Origin of the sequence: Butyricicoccus sp. AM27-36, assembly GCF_003480945.1 — a bacterium.
GTDB lineage: Bacteria > Bacillota > Clostridia > Oscillospirales > Butyricicoccaceae > Agathobaculum > Agathobaculum butyriciproducens.
On record NZ_QUJR01000003.1, the window covers coordinates 184725 to 205714 of the forward strand.

The 20990-nt window shown below is 48.3% G+C and carries 21 protein-coding genes and 2 pseudogenes; 18 read left to right on the plus strand and 5 right to left on the minus strand.

All coding sequences use genetic code 11. The features are described 5' to 3' along the window. The first annotated feature begins 12 nt into the window (after positions 1 to 12). The 6 genes and pseudogenes from DW724_RS06065 (at position 13) to DW724_RS06085 (ending at position 5748) form a co-directional block, all read left to right on the plus strand. Positions 13 to 285, plus strand: a complete 273-nt coding sequence (locus DW724_RS06065) for a DUF4315 family protein (RefSeq protein ID WP_005541834.1) — start codon at positions 13 to 15, stop codon at positions 283 to 285. 103 nt (positions 286 to 388) lie between these two features. Then, a pseudogene (locus DW724_RS16390) lies at positions 389 to 679 on the plus strand (SH3 domain-containing protein); the annotation flags it as partial. A 123-nt stretch (positions 680 to 802) separates the two neighbouring features. Next, positions 803 to 1351, plus strand: a pseudogene (locus tag DW724_RS16395) (DUF4366 domain-containing protein); the annotation flags it as partial. After that, positions 1344 to 3443, plus strand: a complete 2100-nt coding sequence (locus DW724_RS06075; protein WP_118760968.1) for a type IA DNA topoisomerase — start codon at positions 1344 to 1346, stop codon at positions 3441 to 3443. The pseudogene DW724_RS16395 and the gene DW724_RS06075, both read left to right, overlap by 8 nt. Further along, positions 3430 to 3909 carry a hypothetical protein gene (locus DW724_RS06080; protein WP_118760969.1) on the plus strand — a complete coding sequence of 160 codons (480 nt, stop codon included), beginning with the start codon at positions 3430 to 3432 and terminating at the stop codon, positions 3907 to 3909. Before DW724_RS06075 ends, DW724_RS06080 begins: the two co-directional genes overlap by 14 nt. A gap of 12 nt (positions 3910 to 3921) precedes the next feature. Continuing rightward, positions 3922 to 5748 (plus strand): antirestriction protein ArdA, encoded by a 1827-nt coding sequence (locus DW724_RS06085; protein WP_118760970.1) that lies wholly within the window; start codon positions 3922 to 3924, stop codon positions 5746 to 5748. A 648-nt stretch (positions 5749 to 6396) separates the two neighbouring features. Here DW724_RS06085 and DW724_RS06095 read toward each other — a convergent pair. From DW724_RS06095 to DW724_RS06110, 4 genes are all read right to left on the minus strand, one after another. Then, complete coding sequence (locus DW724_RS06095; RefSeq protein WP_117513598.1) at positions 6397 to 6729, minus strand: DUF6050 family protein; 333 nt, start codon at positions 6727 to 6729, stop codon at positions 6397 to 6399. Between the two features lie 71 nt (positions 6730 to 6800). Then, complete coding sequence (locus DW724_RS06100; RefSeq protein WP_118760971.1) at positions 6801 to 8144, minus strand: relaxase/mobilization nuclease domain-containing protein; 1344 nt, start codon at positions 8142 to 8144, stop codon at positions 6801 to 6803. Beyond that, positions 8105 to 8434: a MobC family plasmid mobilization relaxosome protein gene (locus tag DW724_RS06105; RefSeq protein WP_021632164.1), complete on the minus strand. Its 330-nt coding sequence runs from the start codon at positions 8432 to 8434 to the stop codon at positions 8105 to 8107. The genes DW724_RS06100 and DW724_RS06105 overlap by 40 nt, the downstream gene beginning before the upstream one ends. 194 nt (positions 8435 to 8628) lie before the next feature. Further along, a complete protein-coding gene (locus DW724_RS06110) occupies positions 8629 to 8997 on the minus strand; it encodes a helix-turn-helix transcriptional regulator (protein ID WP_021738115.1) in 369 nt (122 codons plus the stop codon). 170 nt (positions 8998 to 9167) lie between these two features. Between DW724_RS06110 and DW724_RS06115 the strand changes: the two genes are divergently transcribed. The 10 genes from DW724_RS06115 to DW724_RS06160 all read left to right on the plus strand — a co-directional run bounded on the left by DW724_RS06115 (position 9168) and on the right by DW724_RS06160 (position 19523). Next, positions 9168 to 9500, plus strand: coding sequence for a hypothetical protein (locus tag DW724_RS06115; RefSeq protein WP_442861256.1), 333 nt, complete (start codon positions 9168 to 9170; stop codon positions 9498 to 9500). A gap of 38 nt (positions 9501 to 9538) precedes the next feature. After that, complete coding sequence (locus DW724_RS06120; protein WP_118760972.1) at positions 9539 to 10510, plus strand: helix-turn-helix domain-containing protein; 972 nt, start codon at positions 9539 to 9541, stop codon at positions 10508 to 10510. Positions 10511 to 10657: 147 nt separating this feature from the next. Beyond that, positions 10658 to 11599: an ABC transporter permease gene (locus tag DW724_RS06125; RefSeq protein WP_005344243.1), complete on the plus strand. Its 942-nt coding sequence runs from the start codon at positions 10658 to 10660 to the stop codon at positions 11597 to 11599. Next, positions 11600 to 12400, plus strand: coding sequence for an ABC transporter permease (locus tag DW724_RS06130; protein ID WP_097772885.1), 801 nt, complete (start codon positions 11600 to 11602; stop codon positions 12398 to 12400). It begins immediately after the preceding gene. After that, positions 12400 to 13191 carry an ATP-binding cassette domain-containing protein gene (locus DW724_RS06135; RefSeq protein ID WP_118760973.1) on the plus strand — a complete coding sequence of 264 codons (792 nt, stop codon included), beginning with the start codon at positions 12400 to 12402 and terminating at the stop codon, positions 13189 to 13191. Before DW724_RS06130 ends, DW724_RS06135 begins: the two co-directional genes overlap by 1 nt. After that, positions 13176 to 13907: an ATP-binding cassette domain-containing protein gene (locus DW724_RS06140; protein ID WP_243105697.1), complete on the plus strand. Its 732-nt coding sequence runs from the start codon at positions 13176 to 13178 to the stop codon at positions 13905 to 13907. The genes DW724_RS06135 and DW724_RS06140 overlap by 16 nt, the downstream gene beginning before the upstream one ends. Before the next feature lies 1 nt (position 13908). Further along, a complete protein-coding gene (locus DW724_RS06145) occupies positions 13909 to 15522 on the plus strand; it encodes a nickel ABC transporter substrate-binding protein (protein ID WP_202183511.1) in 1614 nt (537 codons plus the stop codon). Between the two features lie 131 nt (positions 15523 to 15653). Then, positions 15654 to 17393: an ABC transporter ATP-binding protein gene (locus DW724_RS06150; protein ID WP_118760975.1), complete on the plus strand. Its 1740-nt coding sequence runs from the start codon at positions 15654 to 15656 to the stop codon at positions 17391 to 17393. Positions 17394 to 17404: 11 nt separating this feature from the next. Then, positions 17405 to 19135 (plus strand): ABC transporter ATP-binding protein, encoded by a 1731-nt coding sequence (locus DW724_RS06155; protein WP_118760976.1) that lies wholly within the window; start codon positions 17405 to 17407, stop codon positions 19133 to 19135. 19 nt (positions 19136 to 19154) lie between these two features. Next, on the plus strand, positions 19155 to 19523 hold the full coding sequence (locus tag DW724_RS06160) for a metal-dependent transcriptional regulator (protein ID WP_118760977.1): 369 nt from the start codon (positions 19155 to 19157) through the stop codon (positions 19521 to 19523). Positions 19524 to 19629: 106 nt separating this feature from the next. Here the strand turns inward: DW724_RS06160 and DW724_RS15780 are convergent, their stop codons facing one another. Further along, on the minus strand, positions 19630 to 19791 hold the full coding sequence (locus DW724_RS15780) for a hypothetical protein (RefSeq protein WP_015529866.1): 162 nt from the start codon (positions 19789 to 19791) through the stop codon (positions 19630 to 19632). A 264-nt stretch (positions 19792 to 20055) separates the two neighbouring features. Between DW724_RS15780 and DW724_RS06165 the strand changes: the two genes are divergently transcribed. Together DW724_RS06165 and DW724_RS06170 are read left to right on the plus strand one after the other, a co-directional pair. After that, complete coding sequence (locus tag DW724_RS06165; RefSeq protein WP_005541445.1) at positions 20056 to 20490, plus strand: sigma-70 family RNA polymerase sigma factor; 435 nt, start codon at positions 20056 to 20058, stop codon at positions 20488 to 20490. Positions 20491 to 20494: 4 nt separating this feature from the next. Continuing rightward, positions 20495 to 20731, plus strand: coding sequence for a helix-turn-helix domain-containing protein (locus DW724_RS06170; RefSeq protein ID WP_118760978.1), 237 nt, complete (start codon positions 20495 to 20497; stop codon positions 20729 to 20731). The last annotated feature ends 259 nt before the right edge of the window (positions 20732 to 20990 follow it).

Below are 20990 nucleotides of genomic sequence, written 5' to 3' on the forward strand. Positions count from 1 at the left end.
GTAATTTGATTTATGGCAACGACACAGAAGATCCGCAACGATATTGCGAAAACCAAAGAAAAGATCGCGGAACAGCAGAAACGCCTTCGTGCGCTGGAGGCCCAGCTTGCGGAGGAAGAAAATCTGGAAATCGTCCGCATGGTGAAAGCCGTGAAAATGGACAACAAGGAGCTGACCGCCTTCCTGAAAGCCTATGCCAGCGGTATGATCTCTCTGCCGGAAGGCATGCTGCAGGAGGGCAACACCGAGAATGAGGAAACGGAGGGATACGAGGATGAAGCATAACTTTATGACAAAAATGGTATCGGCTCTTTTGGCGGTGGTGCTCAGCACTGCCGCTTTTTCTGTCACCGCCTTTGCCAGCGGCGGTGAGGAAAGCACGGAGTCCATGGCTGAACAGGAAACGGCCGGTGATGTTTCTGATCTGCTTTCCACTCTGGCAGGCAGCCAGGTCACGGTATCCGTCACCGATGATGGTATCCAGTTCAGTTCCGGCGAAAATGACCCCGGGCAGACCGGTACTGTCACCACGGGCGGCGGCAATTTGAATGTCCGCACGGGTGCGGGAATGGACTACACCGCCTTCACCCAGCTTCCAAACGGAACGACCGTGAAGGTGATCGGCACGGACGGAGACTGGCTGAAGGTCATCCTGCCGGAGAAAGTCGGCTATGTCTATTCCGGCTACATGACGGTAAGTGACGGCGAGGCTGGTTCCGGGGAAGGTCCTTTCTCTCTGGATGCGGAAACTCTGGAAAATCTGCTGGGTATGCTGGGCGGCGGTTTGAATGGCGGTGCCGCCCTGACGCCGGATGGGAACCTGTCACTGATTGACGATATCGGCAGCCCTGCCACCAGTGGCAAGCAGTTTATTACAGTAGAAACGAAGAACGGCAATGTGTTCTATCTCATTATCGACCGTGACGACGAGGGCGAGGAAACCGTGCATTTTCTGAACCAGGTGGATGAAGCCGACCTCATGGCACTTACGGAGGATGGGGAAAAGGCGGAAACACCTATTGTCTGCACCTGTACGGAAAAGTGCCAGGCCGGAGCGGTCAATACCGCTTGCCCGGTCTGCGTAAAGAACCTTAGTGAATGTGTTGGCGCGGAACAGAAAGCTGCGGAGCCCACCGAGCCGGAGAATCCGGAACCCGAAAAGAAAAGCAATGCCGGGGCGATCCTGGCGGTGCTGTTGATCCTTGCAGCCGGAGGCGGCGCGGCGGTCTATTTCCTGGTGCTGAAACCGAAACAGGGTAAGAAAGTCCCTTCTGACCTGGATGATTTCGACCTGGAGGATGAAGAAGAATATCTGACCGAGGACGAGGAAATGGAGGAAAAGAATGAGTAAACTGATTATCGCAGAAAAACCGAGCGTGGCAAAATCTATCGCGTCGGCTCTGGGTGCTTCATCCAGAGCCGACGGCTTTTATGAGGGCAACGGCCTTCTCGTATCCTGGTGCGTGGGACACTTGGTATCCCCGATGGATGCGGCGGGCTATGACGAGCGTTTCAAGAAATGGCGCTATGATGATCTTCCCATTCTGCCGGAGCCTTTCCGCTATGTGTTGGCGCCGGGCAAGGAGGACGCTTTTGAAAATCTCTCCGCCCTGATGGACCGCCCCGATGTGGATACCATCGTCAATGCCTGTGATGCCGGGCGTGAAGGGGAACTGATCTTCCGTCTGGTGTATGAAATGACCGGCTGCCGCAAGCCGGTCCTTCGCCTCTGGATTTCTTCGATGGAGGACAGCGCTATCCGAGAGGGCTTTTCTGACCTGCGCCCCGGCGCCGATTATGAAGCCCTGTATCAATCTGCCCTCTGCCGCCAGAAAGCGGATTGGCTGGTGGGGATCAATGCCACGCGCCTTTTCTCCGTTCTCTATCACCGCACCTTGAATGTGGGCCGTGTTCAGACATCCACACTGGCAATGCTGGCGGAGCGTGACGCGAAGATCACGCTGTTTCACAAGGAAAAATATCATCTGCTGCGCTTGGTGCTGGATGGGGCCGAGGCGGTGTCGGAGAAATTCACCGATCTGGCAGAGGCGGAACAGGCAGCGGCTATGTGCAAGGGTGCGGCCGTCACCTGTACCTCTGTCACGAAGGAGCAGAAGAAGGAACAGCCGCCGAAGCTCTATGACCTTACCACCTTGCAGCGTGAGGCAAACCGCCTGTTTGGATACACAGCGAAGCAGACCCTTGACTACGCACAAAGCCTCTACGAAAAGAAGCTGCTGACCTATCCCCGTACGGACAGCCGGTATCTGACCTCCGACATGGCAGAAACGGCCTCCTGCGTGATCCACCTGGCGGCAAAGCTGCCGCCCTTTGATGGCTGCTCCAACTTCTTCCCGTTGGTAGAGGCCATGATCTCCGACAAGGATGTATCTGACCACCACGCCATTATCCCCACGATGGAGGTTGAGAAAGCAGATATCAAGGGTCTGCCTCTGGGCGAGCGCAATTTGTTCCTCCTTGTCTGCTGCAAGCTGCTGTGTGCATCGGCGGAGCCGTATGTGTATGAGGCAGTCACGGTAACTTTCGGCTGCGGCGGCTATTCCTTCACTGCAAAGGGCAAGTGCATCCTCTCCGAAGGCTGGCGGGAAATCGACCGCATTTTCCGTGCCTCCCTGAAAGAAAAGCCTGTGGATGGGGACGGCGGCACGCTCCCGGACTTCACCGAAGGGCAGACTTTTGATGGTGCGGAGGTTGCTGTTACCGAGCATTTCACCCAGCCGCCGAAGCCCTACACCGAAGATACCCTCCTGTCCGCTATGGAGAACACAGGCAAGGATGATATTCCCGATGAAGCGGAGCGAAAAGGCCTTGGCACGCCTGCGACCAGGGCGGCAATCATCGAAAAGCTGGTGGCAGCCGGATTTGTGGAACGCAAGGGCAAGAGCCTGATCCCCACAAAAGCCGGTATCAACCTTGTCACGGTCCTGCCGGAGCCGCTGACCTCTCCCATGCTGACCGCAGAATGGGAACAGAAATTGACGGAGATCGCAAAGGGCGGCGCTGACCCGGATACCTTCATGGACGGTATCCGCACAATGATCCGGGAGATTGTATCCACCTATTCCTGCATTTCCGAGGATGGCAAAAAGCTGTTTGCCCCGGAGAAGGAAGTGATCGGCACCTGCCCCCGCTGCGGCCAGCCGGTCTATGAGGGCAAGAAAAACTTTGCTTGTTCGGATCGGTCCTGTGGTTTTGTTCTCTGGAAAAATGACCGCTTCTGGACGAGCCGCAAAAAGGAACTGACAAAGAAGATGGCGGCGGACCTTCTGAAAAAGGGCCGTACCAATGTCAAGGGGATGTGGTCTAAAAAGAAAGAATCGACCTATGACGCTGCGGTGATCCTGGATGACACAGGCGGCAAGTATATCAATTTCAAGCTGGAATTTCCGAAAAGAAAGGTTGGTGCTGATGGCAGAAAATAAGGCTTTGGAACATTTACCCGAAGTGAGGGCGGCGGTGGCTGCCCTCTCCCCGGAGGACCGGGAGCTGCTGGCGGCGGTGCAGGCATCGCCCTTCAAGCTGACAGCGCCGGAGCAGTTCAAGGAGTTTGCGGCCAACATCGACTATTTCGTATTTGAGCCCAATATCCGTGATCTGAACGATCTTGGCTGGCGGTATCTGGCACAGCACATGGATATGCTGCTGCCCCCGGAGCTTCTGAGTGCAATCGACCCCGTTCCTTTTGGCAAGTATGCCATGCAGGAGGAACAGGGTTATTTTACGGAACACGGATATATTTCTCTCTCCGGCGACGAGTGGAACCATGAACACCCTGCGGAGCCGGAGAAAAAGCCCTCCATCCGGGAACGGCTGGAACAGGGCAAGAAGGAATGTGCGGAGAAAAACAAGGCGCAGCCCCATAAGGAAAAGTCTGCGCCGGAACTGTAAGGAGGTGCTGATATGCCATATTACGATCACAACAAGGATTATCCCTTTGCCGCCTTTATCACCAATCTTGGGAAGTACAATGAGGGCGAGCTTGTGGGCGAGTGGGTGAAGTTTCCCACCACCGCCGAAGAATTGAAGGAAGTGTTTAAGCGGATCGGGATCGGCCAGAGGGATGACTTCGGCCAGCCCTATGAGGAATGGTTCATCACGGACTATGACTGCTATGTGGACGGCCTTTACAGTAAGCTGGGCGAATACGAAAATCTGGACGAGCTGAATTATCTGGCATCGAAGCTGGATGAAATGAGCGAAAGCGAATACGCACAGTTTCAGGCCGGTATGGAAATGGGCGACCATTGCGGCAGCCTGCAGGAGATCATCAACCTCACCGAGAATCTGGATTGCTATGAGGTTTACCCCGATATCCATGACTATGACGATCTGGGCCGCTATTACATCGAAGAACTGGACGTTATGCAGGTGCCAGAGCATTTGCAGAATTACATCGACTATGAGGCCTACGGCCGGGACGTTGCGTTGGAGGAAAACGGCACCTTCACGGATCAGGGCTATGTGCGTGATACGGGTGACAGTTTCCATGAGTATTACGACGGTGAGCGCGGCAGTATCCCCGACGAGTACCGGGTGATGACCTTTCAGGATGATCTTCCCGAAGAAGAAAAATCCGAGTGGGCTATGGATATTGCCTTTGACATGGACGAGTTTTTCCGTCAGAACGATCCGCAGTATGCGGCGGAGCACCCGGAGGCACACGCCGCAAAGGAAGAACTTTACGAAAATCTGATGGCCGGACGCATTTCCGCTTTGGATGAAAAGCTGGCGGCGCTGGGACAGACGCAGGAAGACTATCTTCCTTCGGAGATTGAAAAATTCAAGGATGCCACGGGCTATGAGGAATTTCTTGATTTTGATCCGGCGGAGGTCAAGGCCGCTCTGGATGACCCGGAGAAGTCCCATGCGGATGAAATGCTGTCCGCTGCGGAGAAGGTTGCCTCGGAAAAGATGACTGTGCTTGTAGTGGAACCTATGAAGGAACCCTATGTGAAGGAGATCGACCCCGACCTTCATTCCCTGCAGGCAGAGGTTGGCGGTGATATTGGGGCAACCTATCCCTATTCTGACCCGGTGGCGCTGGTCTGCAATGATGAAGGAAAGCTCATCGGGCTTGATCTGAACCGTGGGCTGCGGGATGAAAATGGAGAAATTTATGATATCGTAGCAGGGACTTTTTTGGTGGTTGGACTTGGTGAGGAAGATTTTGCCTCCCTGTCCCCGGAACTGATTCAGAAATACACGGAACAGTTCAAAACGCCGGAACGATTTATGCAGATCAATGGCAATATCGTTGTTCTTCCTGTCCCAGCAGAGAAGCAAGACCTCGCTTATCTGCCAGACCGTTTTGAAACTGGCGAGCGTGTGCAGACACCGAGGGGCAGCTTTCAGGTGACGGCTATGAGCCGGGAACAGATGGAGGCGGCCGGTTACGGTGTCCACCATATTTCCGATGATGGAAAGTATCTTATCATGGGAAATGGTACACGGGCCTTTGCCGTGGCAGCGGAGCAGCCGGAGAAGGACAATCCTCTCCGCACCGCTGAAATGACGCTGGAGGATGACTACGGCATGATCGACGGCGTTATCAACAACGGCAGACGCGGCGAAGAATTGGAAAAAGCCCAGGAGTATGCAGAGCGGACAACGCCGGAGAAGCCTTCCATCCGTGAGAGGTTGGAGGACGCAAAACGGGAGTGTGCCGAGCACAAGCCCCCGGAGGGCAAGAAGCCCGGCCGTGATGTGCCGGAGCATGACTGCCTATGAGTCGAAGCAAGAAATGGCGGCTGGAATGGGCGTTCTTCCTGGGTGAGAACGGCAGGCGGCAGTATAACCATATCTGTAAAAAATGTGTTCACGGCTGCAAGCAGAGTTTCCGGGCGTGTCTGGTCGCTTGTCCGCATTACAGTTCCAAACGATCTAAAATTTGTGAGGATAAGGGTAGAAAAACCGCAGAATAATTCCCTGTATCCGTACTTTCAAAGAGAGCCTTTATGATTTCTCATGTGTCGGTCTGCTTGCTGGCACATAGAGAAAATGGCTCGATTCCAAACACTTTCTGATACACAAAACGGGAGTACAGCTTTTCGGTTCATCCGATTGGCTGTACTCCCGCTTTTTCTTTTTGCTATCATCAAATTACTTTAACACGGTTCTGTTGTTTGAACAGGGGTACAAATTGTACCTCCGTTGAAAAGGAATTTCCATAGTATTTTCTCATTAGGATTGGATAGGAAAGGATGGATAGCCGCCGCAGTAGGCGTTGTGGGAATGTGCGTAAACTGCTAGGATTGTGAGGCTGTGGGAAAGCTGTTTGCAGACCTGTGGGAAAAGGCTTGTCTTTTTCCATCAGGTTGTGAATGGCTTTTCCATCGGCACGAGCGGCAGTTTTCCATATTTCCATAACGCAAAAAATCATCCAACGATCAGCCGGTACACCGTCAGCGGCACATACCATACCGCCACAATCAACCGCCATGCCAGAACGAAACCGCCTATCACGCCGCCGATAATAAAGTTCAATGCAAACAGGGCGATCCCTCCACCCAGGGAGCCGCCGCCCGGCACGATCCAGAGGCACATCCGATGGAGGCCAAACGGCAGCCCGCAGAGTATCCAGAGCCATACATAGTCAAGCTCTCCGTTCTTCATGCAGGCGGATTTGAAAATACAATACAGGATCAGCGCCACGATTACGGGCAGTACACTTTTGAAGAAAAATGCTTTGATTGCTTCGCTTCTTGTCATCGGTAAAACCTCCTTCCGCAGTTCCATTATACAGGATGCCGGGAGCTGCGCCCAGTGTCTTTCAGAGAAAATTATTCCAGCTCATGCCGCCGCTGTTGTTCCTGTTCCTTTGGAACGGCCAGCAGCGCATCCACATTCTGCTTGATGGTATCGTATTCCTGGGCTTCGGTTCTTGCGGTTTTGTACTCCGTAAGGAGCCGTTCCTTTTCTGCGTTGAGATTAGCAAGCTCCGTTTTCATGCTTTCCGTTGTCGGCAGCGGCACAGCCCCCAGCCGTTTCAATTCTCTGGCGGCTGCTTCAAAAAGGATGATCTCGCTCTCATGCCCCCGCAGAAACTTTTCTTTGTCATTTGATTTGCGGTATCGGTCATAGAGCGGTTTTAGCTGACGGTAAGTTCCGGCGTGCTTCATCACAAGGGCAAGTTCGGTGCTTCTGCTTTCTACCCGCTTGATCTCTGCATGAGCGGTATCCCTGCGTGCGGATATTGCGGTCAATTTGCTTTCCAGTTCTCCATAACTGCTTATCCCGTGTTCGGTCAGGAAATTCATGGTCTTGGCGGCCTGTTTCAGATTGTTCAGCTTCGCCCAATGGGTGAAACCTGCACTCTGCTGCGCCTTGATGTTGTTCTGAATATCAATGAACAGGCTGATCTTTCCGTCCTGCTGTTTCGGCTGGCGGGAAGGTCTGGCGTGTCTGGCGATCCGGGCAGCAAGGGCTTCTTCGGTGTAGTCCGCACCCAGGGTTTTCAGACGGGTGAATCGTTCCTGATCTGGCGCTCTGGCGGAGATATACTTGCCGCGCTTGATCTCATAACCTTCCCTCTGCAGGCGGCGAAGCAGTTCTTCCAGGTTGGAACAGGCTGGCAGGAGCCGGTCGATGGCCGCTTTCAGCTTTGCCTTATAGCTGGTGCCGTTCTGCGCAGCCTGATGTTCAATATAGCTCTTGCCCTTGTCCTGTCCGGGGATGATGACAGACAGACCGTGTTCCTTGCAAAGCCGGTCGGAAGTGCGGCGGATATAGTGATAACTCCGCTTGTTGGAATGATAGTGCTTGTGATCCGCAAAGCTGACCGCATTGAAAATCAGGTGGTTATGAACATGATCTTTGTCTATATGGGTAGTAAGTACAAATTCATACTTGCCGCCCAGGATTTCTTTTGCAAGCTCCATGCCGATCTCATGGGCCTGTTCCGGCGTAACCTCCCCAGGCTGAAAGGCTTGGATCAGGTGACGGCCCAGGTTCGTTCCCTTGTCGATGGCATGGCGGCGGGTCCAGGAAAATTCGATATCCGCAGTTTCGGCGGCACAGCCATAGGAAGAAACAAGCAGCTTTCCGTCCGTCTTTTCCGGGTTACAGATATAGTCAATGGCGGCTTTCAGCGTTGACTTGATAGGATGTGTCTTTGTAACTGCCATATCTCATCCAGCCTTTCCCGTATCTCGTCCATGTCGGCCTGATACGCAGGACCTCCGGCGTTGATCCGCTTGGCAATCTGGTTGATATTCCGACCAATGGCGGAAAGCTCTTTGGTAAATGCCTTGATATCTGCGGTGTCCGTATAGATGATATATCCGTCAATCGCCATCTTGCGGAGGTAAGCGCCATATCTGCGTGTGGGTAACTGGCTCATTTTTTCGTCTATGAGCCGTTTTTCGTCCTCCGTGACATAGAATTTTATTTGAATATTTCGCTTTCGGTTTGCCATGCGCCGCCTCCGTTCCTCATAAGGGTTTGGGACTATCCCAACAAGCAATTTTGAATTTTCGGGTAAGGGACCTGAAAATCTCAAAATTCGCAAGCGGGTACTCGCTTGCTGTGCTTGCTATCGTATCTTATCCCTACTTATAAAGCGTTTCGGAAACCTCAAAATGCCCGCAAAATAAGAAAAACAGAGGATGTTCAGACACCCTCCGTTTCTTCATTCGGCTTTTCAATTTTTAAGGCCCCGTCAATGGCACCTTCCACGATAGGCAAATACTGTTCCGGGCAGAGCTTTAACTTCTGTCCGACCCGCTGGCGCAGCTCGCTTTCCTCTCGCATGACCTCTGGATTGAAATATCTCTCCATTGGCAGACCGCAGATTTTTACAAGCTGTATGATGACCGGCAGGCTGGGGATCGTGCCCTCGTTTTCAATGTTGGCAAGATACCTGGTATCAATGTTCACCTTTTCGGCTAAATCTTTTCGTGCAAGGTTCTTCGCCTTCCGTGCTTCTTTTACATCTGCACCGAAGGTTTCAAAGCCAGGGCAGTCTTTAACTTTTGCCATTCAACATCACCCACATACATTCTATATTTCATAGTTTGCACATGGAATGATTTGATATGTACCACACATACATTTTATAATTCTTTGTTATGTCCTGCCCTCCTTAACTGACTACCAAATATGAAGTATTATATACTTAGTTTCAACTAACTCAAAAAAGAGGGCACACAATGACAAATCAATACATGACGAAGCTGTACCACGATCTGCTCTCCAACTCTCCGCAGACAGTGACAATAGATATTCCGGCTGATATGGGAACAGGCCAGATTTCACAGGTTGTTACAAAGCAAGGTGCTGTTGTATCCGACTGGAAAATGAACTATTTTTCAGATATGAATGTGCAGGGTGTAAGCTGCGAAGATTATATTCAACCTTTATTTTGCTTCAATGCGGCTTCATCGGATGCTTTCAGGCAAGGATTAAGGATAGAGAATCAACACGCATACTTCAAAATTCAAAAAATATCTATGGACTGCGGCCATGAAAAGATGCTATACTAACCGTGGTTTGCCTATGCTAACCCCAGGAGGAAATACAAATGAGCGAACAGCAATTTACAGACTTTTTTGACCCGGAAATTCAAAAAATTGTCAGCGAAGATGGCTGCTCCATTTACAGAATGAAAAATGTAACTGGAGAGGGTGTTATCACTCGCTATGAAATTCTTCCGGGTATTGAATTATTCTATAATGATTTTCACATGAGCAATGGACAGAATCAAAACAAGCTTCCGCACTCTGATGTACTTGAAATCAATCATTGCCGGGAGGGACGTTTTGAATGCGAATTTGCTAATGGAGATTATCAGTATGTCGGTGCTGGCGATCTTGCAATTAACCGCCTGACAAACGAAACTACATCAACTTACTTTCCGTTGTCGCATTATCACGGCATTTCTATTACCATTGATCTGCCTACGGCAGATCAAACTATGAAGCGGATAGAAAGTGTGATTGGAGGTCTGAATATAGATGTCTTTTCGATTGCAGATAAGTTTTGCAAGAATGATACCTGCATTGTATTAAGAACTCAAAGCGAAATTGAACATATTTTTTCGGAACTTTATCGGGTGGAGCCTCGGATGATCGCTTACTATTTAAAAGTGAAAGTGTTGGAATTGCTGATGTTTCTGAATCAGGTTTCGCTTCAGGATTACCAGGAAGAACGAAGATATTTTGCAAGAAATCAAGTACAAACAATAAAGAAAATGCAGGAATATATGACAGCTGATCTTCGCAACCATTATACTTTGCAGGAGTTATCAGAAAAATTTGAAATTCCTCTTACCTCAATGAAGGTTTGCTTCAAGGGCGTTTATGGGTGTTCTATTTATGCTTATATGAAATCCTATCGTATGCAGGCTGCCACGATCTTGCTTCGGGATACTTCTGACAGCATAACAGAAATTGCGGCTAAAATGGGATACGATAATCCAAGTAAATTTTCCGAAGTATTCAAAAAGGAATTTGGAGAACTGCCTTCCGAGTTCCGAAAAAAGTTGTCCAAATAGAGGATGTTTGGTCTTTTTAGAGTGGCGGCAAAATACCAGATACAATATACTATCATCTGTACTAGCAGATGATTTAAGAGCGTCGTGCAGACGCTCTTTTTTTTGAATAGAGGTTAGACTGTTCTAACCCGCGAAGGAGTCGGTATTATGAAACGGGATATGAGAAAATATATCCTACGGAAACTGGTTGAGCTGATATTTACTTTATTGTTTGTAACTCTACTGTCTTTCTTGCTGATGAGACTGTCATCCGTTGATCCAGCCACAGCTTATGCAAAGAGGATGATTGGAAACCCCACAGCGGAACAGATTGAAAAGATTCGGATTCAGTTGGGGTTTGATAAACCATTGCTTGTCCAGTATGGCCGTTGGGTATGGGACTTACTGCATTTTGATTTAGGCGTTTCTTTGGCAAATGGACATGATGTTTGGACGGATATTGCCACAGCCTTTCCGAAAACGCTTGGAATTGTAGCTCTGGCATCTATCTTTCAGGTTGTTTTCATTGTAATCGTTAGTTGTATTGCCTTTTTACTTCCCTGGAAACTTCCGAAAAAGGCAGTCAGGCTTTTGTGCATTTTGGGTGTGTCCATACCCTCTTTCTATTTGGCAACCGTTTATCTGGATTATTTTGCTGTTCAAAAGTCCTTAATTTCTGTGGCAGGAAATACAACCCTACTCAGCTACATATCTCCGGCAATCTGCATTGGCGTATTCGGGGCTTCTTTCTATACGCCGCTTCTGATGGATGCTCTGGAGCATGAAAGCAACGAGGATTACGCATTTTATGCCCGTTGCCGTGGGCTTTCGGAAAAAAGGCTTTTGCTGTGCCATTTTTTTCCGCGGGCAGCGATGGGTTTAGTTCCAAACTTTTTACAAAGCATTGGTTTGGCACTGGCTAACGCAACGGTGATTGAATCCATTTTTTCAATTCCGGGATTTGGTTATCTGATTGTAAACCATGTGCTTGATCGCGATACTCCCATGATACACGCCGAGGTGTTTTTTCTGGCGCTGGCGATTGCTCTTTGCAACATTGCCGCTGACTTGGTGCAGTGGGCAATCGGGCGTAAAAAGGGGGTGGCGTAAATGAAAACGAAGCGTTTTCGGAAATGGTGTGCGATTTTCATTCCAACCCTTGTGATTATTTTCTTTTTTGCCGGATTTTTATTTGCACCCAACGATCCAATGAAATCAAACTTGTTGGAGAGATATGCTGATCCCAGCGCAGAATATCCGTTTGGTACGGATGCTTTAGGGCGCTGCATTCTGTCACGGATTCTTTATGGTGGCTGGACAACGCTGGGGATTGTATTAGGAGGCTCTCTTATTGTTTTTCTGCTTGGCACTGTTATCGGAATGGTGACAAGCCGGGCCGTTATGAAAGAAAATGCACTTATTGATGGCCTGATTAACGCTGTTACAGCCATCCCCCCGATTGCGTATTTAATTGTGTTTATTGGGGCCTGGGGCAGCGGAGCGAAAACTACTCTTGTCGCGCTCACTGTGTCTTACATTTTGAGATACATAAAATTGGTTCGTACCCGTACCGACATGGAAATGGGAAAAGCCTATGTCATGTGTGCAATCGCTTCCGGCGCTTCAAAGCTCAGAATCATGCTGATTCATATTTTCCCGAATTTGATTGCCGAAATGATTCGCTTTCTGTGCCTTTCCTGTGCGGATATGATTCTGGCTATTACCGGATTTTCCTTTATTGGATTAGGGCTTGGTGATAATGTAGTAGATTGGGGAAGTATGATTTTAGACGCAAGGGGTGCTTTGGTTCTTCACCCGACCATGATTCTCTATCCAATAGGGGCGGTAATTTTATCGACACTCTGCTTTAACGTCATTGGCAGGCAGTTGACAACGAAGGAGGCAGAGTGATGTTAAAAATTGAACAGTTAGATGTCAAGGAACGGTCAGGCCGCTACCTTCTGAAAGACATATCTATGGAAATTCCTGCAGGCCGTGTGATTGGACTTACAGGTAAAAGCGGCTCTGGAAAAACAACTTTGCTGCGGAGCATTTTGGGAATGCTTCACACAAGCTGTCATATTGATGCCGGGAAAATTTTGTTGGACGATATAGATTTATCACATCTTTCCCGCAAGTCACATCGTGAGCTTTGTGGGAAGAAGCTTGGATTTATCCCCCAGAACCCTATGACGGCTTTTGACAGCCGATTAAAAATCGGTTATCAGATGCGGGAAACCTTTGTCAATCGTTTGCATTTGAATACAAGTGAAGCAACTGACCTGGCGAAAGAGAAACTGGTTTCCGTAAATCTAAAAGACACGGATCGGATTTTGGGTGCGTATCCGTCTGAACTATCAGGCGGAATGCTACAACGAGTAGCTGCGGCAATCTTATTGGGAATGTCGCCGGATTATGTTTTAGCCGATGAACCAACCGCTGCATTGGATGAAGAAAACAGGGATTTATTGCTTCTCATCATGCAGGAGCAAATGAAGGACAAAGGCATATTATTTGTATCCCATGATGTGGCCGCACTTAAAAACTTATGTCAGAACGTTTATGTTCTGGGAGCCGGAAAAATTATTGAGCATGGAACGATGGATAAACTCTTGTCAAGTCCGCAGACAGACTGGATGAAACAATTTTCCGCGTTGAGCCATAGGGAAAGTCGGGGTGAATGGAAATGGGAGAAATTGTAATCCAGAATGTAAATCAGGTATATCATAATGTGAACCAGGGAGATTTTAATGCGCTTTCGGACATCAACCTCCACCTTTGTAAAGGTGAAAGTCTTGCTATTGAGGGAGAAAGCGGATCGGGAAAAAGCACGCTGGCAAGACTTCTGATCGGCATTGAGAAACCAACTTCTGGCAAAATATTACTGGATGGTGAAGATATAACCTGTTGGAATTATCGAACATGGAAACGGCACCGTAAAAAAATACAGGCTGTTTTTCAGGATTCTTCCGGCACTTTAAATCCTGCCAGGTCTGCATACGCAAATGTAGAAGAAGCACTGGTGAACTTAACTGATAAGAAAAGAGCCGAAAGAAAAAAACATATTTTAGATTTGATGGATGCCGTACACATGGATTATGGGCTTTTGGAAACGCCTGTCCGTCAGCTTTCGGGCGGCGAACAGAGGCGGCTCTCTTTGCTTCGGGCGATTGCCGTGGAACCTGATTACTTAATCATGGATGAAGTAACCAGCGGGCTTGACCTGATTTCGGCAGACGCCGTACTTACTTTAGTAGAGAACTTTGTGAAGCTATCCGACAGCTCCTGCATTTTCATTACGCATAGCAGAAAGGATGCAATGCGTATTGCGAATCGGATTATCATCATGCAGGAGGGACGGATCGCCGAGCAAGGTTATCTAATAGATCAATTATCAAACCAGAAAGGACAAGGATAACATGAAACAGATTTACAAGAAACTTCTCGCCGCTGCATTGGGCGTGAGTATGCTTCTGTCCATGGTTGGCTGCGGTCAGAGCGATACCTCCGAGCAGACGCAAGCGGCTAATGAAAACGAAGCGAAGGTGCTGACAATCGTCACAGCAAAGGAACTGGACAGCCTTACGACACTGACCATGAACAAGGAGAATAATATCGCCTGCGGCCTGGTCTATGAGACTTTGGTTGCCTACGAGGACGGGGAAATTGTTCCCAAACTGGCCGAGGAATGGGGATGGGATGAGACAAATACTGTCCTTACCTTTAAGCTCCGTCAGGATGTTGCTTTTACAGATGGAGCCGCTTTTAATGCGGAAAGCGTAAAGGAAATTCTGGACTTTGACCGTTCCAACCCTAATTTTAGCGGTATCAAGGGCATTTACAACATTGAAAGCGTAGAGGTTGTTGACGAATACACGGTGGCCGTTCATTATGCTGCCCCTTGCTTCTCTTATATCAATGACTTCTGCTTCCAGAATGTTGCTGGTATGATGTCCCCGAATGTGTTTGAAGCTGAAAACTTCCAGACATTCACAGATGTTGTCGGCACTGGTCCATACATCCGCGAAGAAATGATTTCCGGTGACTGCACCCGTTTTGTCAGAAATGAAAACTATTGGGGCGAAGCTCCTTACTATGATGAAGTTGTCATAAAGTATATCCCGGAGGCATCTTCCAGACTTCAGGCATTACAGACTGGTGAGGTTGACCTGATTTACGGTGCTGACCTTCTCAGCTATGATGACTATAATCAGGCTCTTTCTCTGGATGGGATCGAGGGCGCAATCAATGATGGAAATACCCTGACCCGGAACCTGGTTCTGAATGCGTCCAGCGAAATTTTGAGCGATCTTAAGGTTCGCCAGGCGATTGCATACGCTGTCAATAAGGAAGAAATCACCAAGGGCCTGACCTATGGATACGAAACTCCGGCCACCAGCCTGTTTGCACCCGGAGCGCCCTACACAGACATTACTTATAACAGCACATGGAGCTATGATCTGGATAAAGCAAATGCACTTCTGGATGAAGCTGGATGGGTGATGAATGAAAGCACTGGTATCCGTGAAAAAGATGGACAGCAGCTTTCCCTGAATTACACCTATTGGACTGATCTTTCTCTTGCACAGGACATGGCTCTTGCAATTAAGACCCAGCTTGCAGAGGTTGGTATTGACGTAACCACTACCGGCCAGGATCAGATGACCTGGTGGACCGAAGGCGTTGCAGGAAATTATGACATTACAACATGGAATACAGAAGGGTCTTATACTGAACCGCACAAGTTCCTGCAGGAATCCCTCGGTGCTGATCCTCATGCTATTTCCTTGCAGGCACTTGAGGATTTCCAGAGCTATTCGGATGCGGTAAATGCGTTCTCCACCTCTGCTGATCCCGAAGTGGTTCAGAGTGCGATTGCTACTGCACTGAATGTTTCCAACGACAATGTGATTGACCTTCCGATCTCCTATTCTAAGGATCTGGTTGTATATAATTCCTCCAAAATCGCCGGATATACTTTCTCCAGCGTGCCACAGTTCTTTGAGATCGATAACGTACAGCCTGCGGAATAAATATAATCCAATGTCTAAATGGAGGGTTTAACGCCCTATCAGAGTGGCAGAAAATAGCCGAATAGATATAATAGAGGTTGGTTAGAAGCGTTTAACCAACCTCTATTTTTATGAAAAGGAGCGTATGTGAAATGGACAAGAAAGATAATCCCATGTCCAGACTGATGGAACTTGCCGCTCCATATAAGGGTGAATATGTTCTTTCAGTGATTTTGGCAATCCTGGGTGTTGCCGCCGGATTGCTGCCGTTTTTTGCAGTTTCAAAAATTGTGATTCTCTTGATGGATGGAGAGACATCTGTGTCCGTCTATATGGAGTGGTGTCTGATTGCGGGAATTGGTTTCCTTGGGAAAGTATGCTTTGCAAATTTCTCTACTTTAGTTTCCCATACGGCCACTTTCGCAACTCTGGCGGAGATCCGCCTGAAACTAGCAGATAAACTTACCAGGGTTCCGATGGGCTATATGATTAACACCCCATCGGGAGAATTAAAAAATGTCTTGGTAGATCGTGTGGAGGGAATGGAAACGACCCTTGCGCATTTAGTACCGGAGCTGACAGCGAATCTCTGTATTCCGATTTGTATTCTGATTTACCTACTGTTTTTGGATTGGAGAATGGCGCTGGCTGCATTGATTACCCTGCCGATTGGTATGTTGTGCTATAAGGGAATGGCAAATGGATATGAAGAAAAATTCCAGGGTCTTATTATGCGCGTGCGTAAAATGACCAGCACTGTGGTTGAGTATATCGGCGGAATAGAAGTCATTAAGGCGTTTAATCAGTCTGCTAATTCTTACCAGAAATATTCAGATGCCGTTGAAGATAATGCGGCCTATGCTGTGAACTGGATGAAAAGCGTGCAGCTTTACAAATCCATGCTTGTTACAATCTGGCCCAGTGTGTTAGTGTGTGTTCTTCCTATTGGCTGTGTCCTGTACCGGAACGGGAGCCTGAGCGTTCCGGCATTTGTTACCTGTATCGTGCTGTCATTGGGTATTATCACACCAATTTTAAATGCCATGAACTTTACGGACAGCATTTCTCAAATGAAATCAGTAGTCGGGGAATTGTGCGCCGTATTGGATGAAAAAGAACTGGATCGCCCGGAAATGCCGGTGTCTATTCATTCTTCCAATATTGTGTTAGAAAACGTCAGCTTTTCGTATGAAAGCGAAAAGCCGTTGCTAAAAAATATCAACCTTTCTATTCCAGAAAACAGCATTACCGCTTTTGTCGGTCCCAGTGGCGGCGGCAAGTCTACCATTACGAAGCTGATTGCGGGATTTTGGGATGTAACAAACGGAACTGTCAAGTTAGACGGAACAGATATTCGCAAAATTCCGTTGTCACAGCTTATGGATAACATCGCTTATATTTCACAGGACAACTATCTTTTTGACGAAACTGTTTTAGAAAATATCCGTATGGGAAAACCATCCGCAACGGATGAAGAAGTATATCAGGCTGCCAGAGATTGTGGCTGCTATGATTTCATTCTGAATCTGGAAAATGGATTCCATACAGTTGTCGGAGGTGCAGGAGGTCACTTGTCGGGCGGTGAGCGCCAGAGAATTGCGATTGCCCGCGCTGTACTGAAAAATGCGCCGATTGTTATTCTTGACGAGGCAACCGCTTACATTGACGCCGAGAATGAAGCCTTAATTCAAGAGGCAATGGCAAAAGTGATTGCCGGGAAAACCGTTCTGATGATTGCGCACCGTCTTTCTACGATTACCGATGCAGATAAAATTGTTGTCATAAAAGATGGGCAGATTATTGACGAAGGAACACATGAAAACTTATTGACTTCCTGTACGCTCTATCAGGAAATGTGGAAAGCGCACATGGACACAAAAGATGTGGCGTAGGAGGTGCGAAGATGATAAAGACATTAAGCAAGATTTATCAGTTTTCAGGGAAAATGCAGGGGACAATGAAAAAAGCTATCCTTTTTTCTGTCCTGCACTCCCTTTTTGATATGATGTCCTTTGGAGCATTAGCCATGGTTTTTTCGGGTTTAACAGACGGTTTTACTACGTCTATGATCTGGATGATATTTGGAATCACCCTGGCAAGTATGCTGCTTAAAATTTATTGCAGCTACATTTCAGATTTCGGCAAGGTGCAAATTGGATATTTTATGTGCGCGGAGAAACGGATTCATATTGGAGATCGCATGAAATATATGCCGATGGGGTATTTCAACGATCACAATTTGGGGAATTTGACTTCTGTCGTCACTACGACTATGGGCGATATTGAAAATAATGCGTCCATGGTGCTAACCAACATATTAGGCGGCTATATCCATGCAGCGATTATTACTATTGTTATGCTCTGTATCGACTGGCGGATCGGACTGACGATTTTGTGCGGGATTCTGCTTTTTACATGGTGCATCGGCCGGTTACAGAAAAAATCGGAAACGGTTTCGCCACAAAGACAGCAGGCCCAGGAGGCCCTCGTTTCTAATGTGCTGGAATACGTTCAAGGGATGCTGATTGTAAAATCCTTTAATCTCGGTCAAAATTCCAATAGCAAAATGAGACAGGCAATTCTGGACAGCAAGGATAAAAATCTGAAATTAGAGCGTACATTCGTCCCTTACAATATGCTGCAACAAATCATTCTCTACGGAACAAGTATTCTTGTTATAGCGGAGGGACTGTACTTTTACCTGAATGGAACAATGGCGCTTTCCATTTGTCTGCTGATGACAGTAGCATCCTTTATGCTCTTTGGTCAGCTTCAGTCAGCCGGAAATACTTCCGCACTCCTGCGGTTACTGGATGTTTCGATTGACAAAGTAAACGAAATTGACAAAACTCCCGTCATGGACGAACATGGTAAACCCGTAAAGCCTGAAAATTACAATATTGTTTTTGATGATGTTTCTTTTTCTTATGGCGAACACCAGGTTCTGGATCATGTGAGCCTGACTATACCCGAAAGAACCGTAACGGCTATCGTCGGTCCGTCCGGTGCCGGAAAAAGTACGCTTTGTAACCTGATCGCCCGGTTTTGGGATGTTGACGATGGAAAAATTACAATCGGCGGTATAGATGTTCGAGATTACACACTGGACAGTCTGCTCACCAATATCAGTGAGGTATTCCAGAAGGTATATCTTTTTGCTGATACCATAGAAAATAATATCAAATTCGGCAATCCAGCGGCTTCCCATAACGAAGTTGTAAAAGCAGCTCAAAAGGCGTGCTGCCATGATTTTATTATGAGTCTGCCTGATGGCTACGACACCGTTATTGGTGAGGGAGGCGCTACATTGTCCGGCGGTGAAAAACAACGGATTTCGATTGCCAGAGCAATCTTGAAAGACGCTCCTATCATCATTTTAGACGAAGCTACATCAAGTGTTGATCCAGAGAATGAAAATCTTCTGATGGGCGCTATTTCAGAGCTGACGAAGAATAAAACGGTTATTATGATAGCTCATCGGCTAAAAACAGTCAGAAACGCAGATCAAATTTTCGTGTTGTCTGGTGGTCACATTGTTCAGACAGGCAAACATGAGGATTTGATAAGGCAGCCTGGTATTTATGCAGATTTCATTGGTATTCGCAAGAAAGCGATTGGATGGAAACTAAAATAGCCGTGGGAAGGAGGAGGCAATGAAACTATATGCGTCAGGCGAGGATTACTTAGAGGCCGTGTTGGTTCTTCAAAGGAAACAGGGCGTGGTTCGCTCCGTTGATCTTGCCCGGCACATGGGCTTTAGCAAACCGAGCATCAGCCATGCGGTGGGCGGTTTGAAGAACGGTGGTTTTCTGATCGTGGATGACGATGGATTTCTCCATCTGACCGCCATAGGTCAGGAGGTTGCCGAGAAAATCTATGAGCGGCACCGATTTTTTATGGAGCAGCTTGTGGCCGCTGGCGTTGATCTTGAAACGGCAGAACAGGAGGCTTGCCGGATCGAACACGCCATCAGTGATACATCTTTCCGAAAGCTGAAGGAGAAAGTACAAGGAACCGATTAGCGCACATCGGCTCCGCTCTGCATAATAAGTTATCTGCCCCGTCCGGGGAAAGAAAAAAACCGTTGACTGGGGCAGATAATTTCGTGCGCTATTTTAAGGTTTGAACTCAATCGGCGGTTTTGAAGGACAATTTCAGAGCCGCCGTTTCTTTGCGTTTACACAAACTAATGACGACTTGCAGGGACACGGTAGCCGCTTGGAGGTTAATTTGCCGTGTCTCTTTTGCTTTTTCAAAGCTCCCATGATCTACATCAATTAAAAAAAGCATTGCCCCTCCATCGGAGCCGTCCGGCTTTGGATATGAACTATACCATGTAAGCAATCTTCTTTATAAAACATTTCTGCGCCCTGCAGGTCCGTTGCGACTTGCTGGGCGCTTTTTGCTGTTTTCCGAGGACAATCCCGCCTCGAAAAAATTTTTTAAGAAATTTTCAAAAAGGAGGCTTTTAGCGGGTAGCGAGCGGCTTTGCGTTCGCCTTGTTAGCGGAAAGGGAGAAACCCACCTCATTCCCCCAGGAAAGGGGGTGAAAAGATGGATATGATCCCCCGCAATGACTATGGCGAGCGGTGCCAGTTCGATGCTTACTGCAAGCTGGTACTGTACCATGAGGCAATCGACTACCTTCGGGAAATGCAGAGGCGCCGTGACAGGGAACTGTCATTCAGCGACCTTCCGCAGATGGAGATGGACAAGCTCTGCGTTGTAGATCATTACCCCAGTGACAGATTTACATTCTCGTCCCATGGGTATGACCTGCATATTGAAAACGAGCTTGTGGCTGATGCCTTCGCCGGTTTGTCTGTTCAGGAGCAGAGTATTTTGATCCTGCATTTTGTTCTGGACCTGCCGGATCAGGAGGTTGGCCGCCTTGTTGGAATGTCTCGCAGCGCCGTTCAGCGGCGAAGGGCAAAATCATTGACCGAGCTGCGGATCAAGTTGGCCGCACTCATGCCGAAGGGAGGTTGAAGGTATGAAGAAACCCACTTACAAGGGCAAGGAGCTTCTTCCTCTTTCGGTGATTGCCGCCGCCCGTGACGGGGACTCTCAGGCTGTGGATCAGGTACTCCGGTATTATGAGGGCTATATCAATAAGCTCTGCACGCGGACGCTTTACGATCCTGACGGTCAGCCCCATGTTCGGGTGGACGAGTACATGAAGCGCCGATTGGAGATCAAGCTCATTCATTCCATTGTCAGCATGAGCTGACAAGCCCGGTCTGAAAGCGGAAACAGCTTACCCTTTCCCTGTTTCTCTCTTTCGTGGCCGAAGGCAGCACCTTGACAAAGAAAGCCCGTTGGGAGGCCAACGCCGCAGTATAAGGCAAACGGATACATTCCTGTTTGTGCCGAGCCATACGGCCGGTGCGCCATGACCTCGTTTCAAGTCCGCAGGACGGGACCACTGTAATGGGCGAGCGAACAGCACCAGACCGCAAAGCAAGCGTGGCAGCTTGCGGGCGATGACA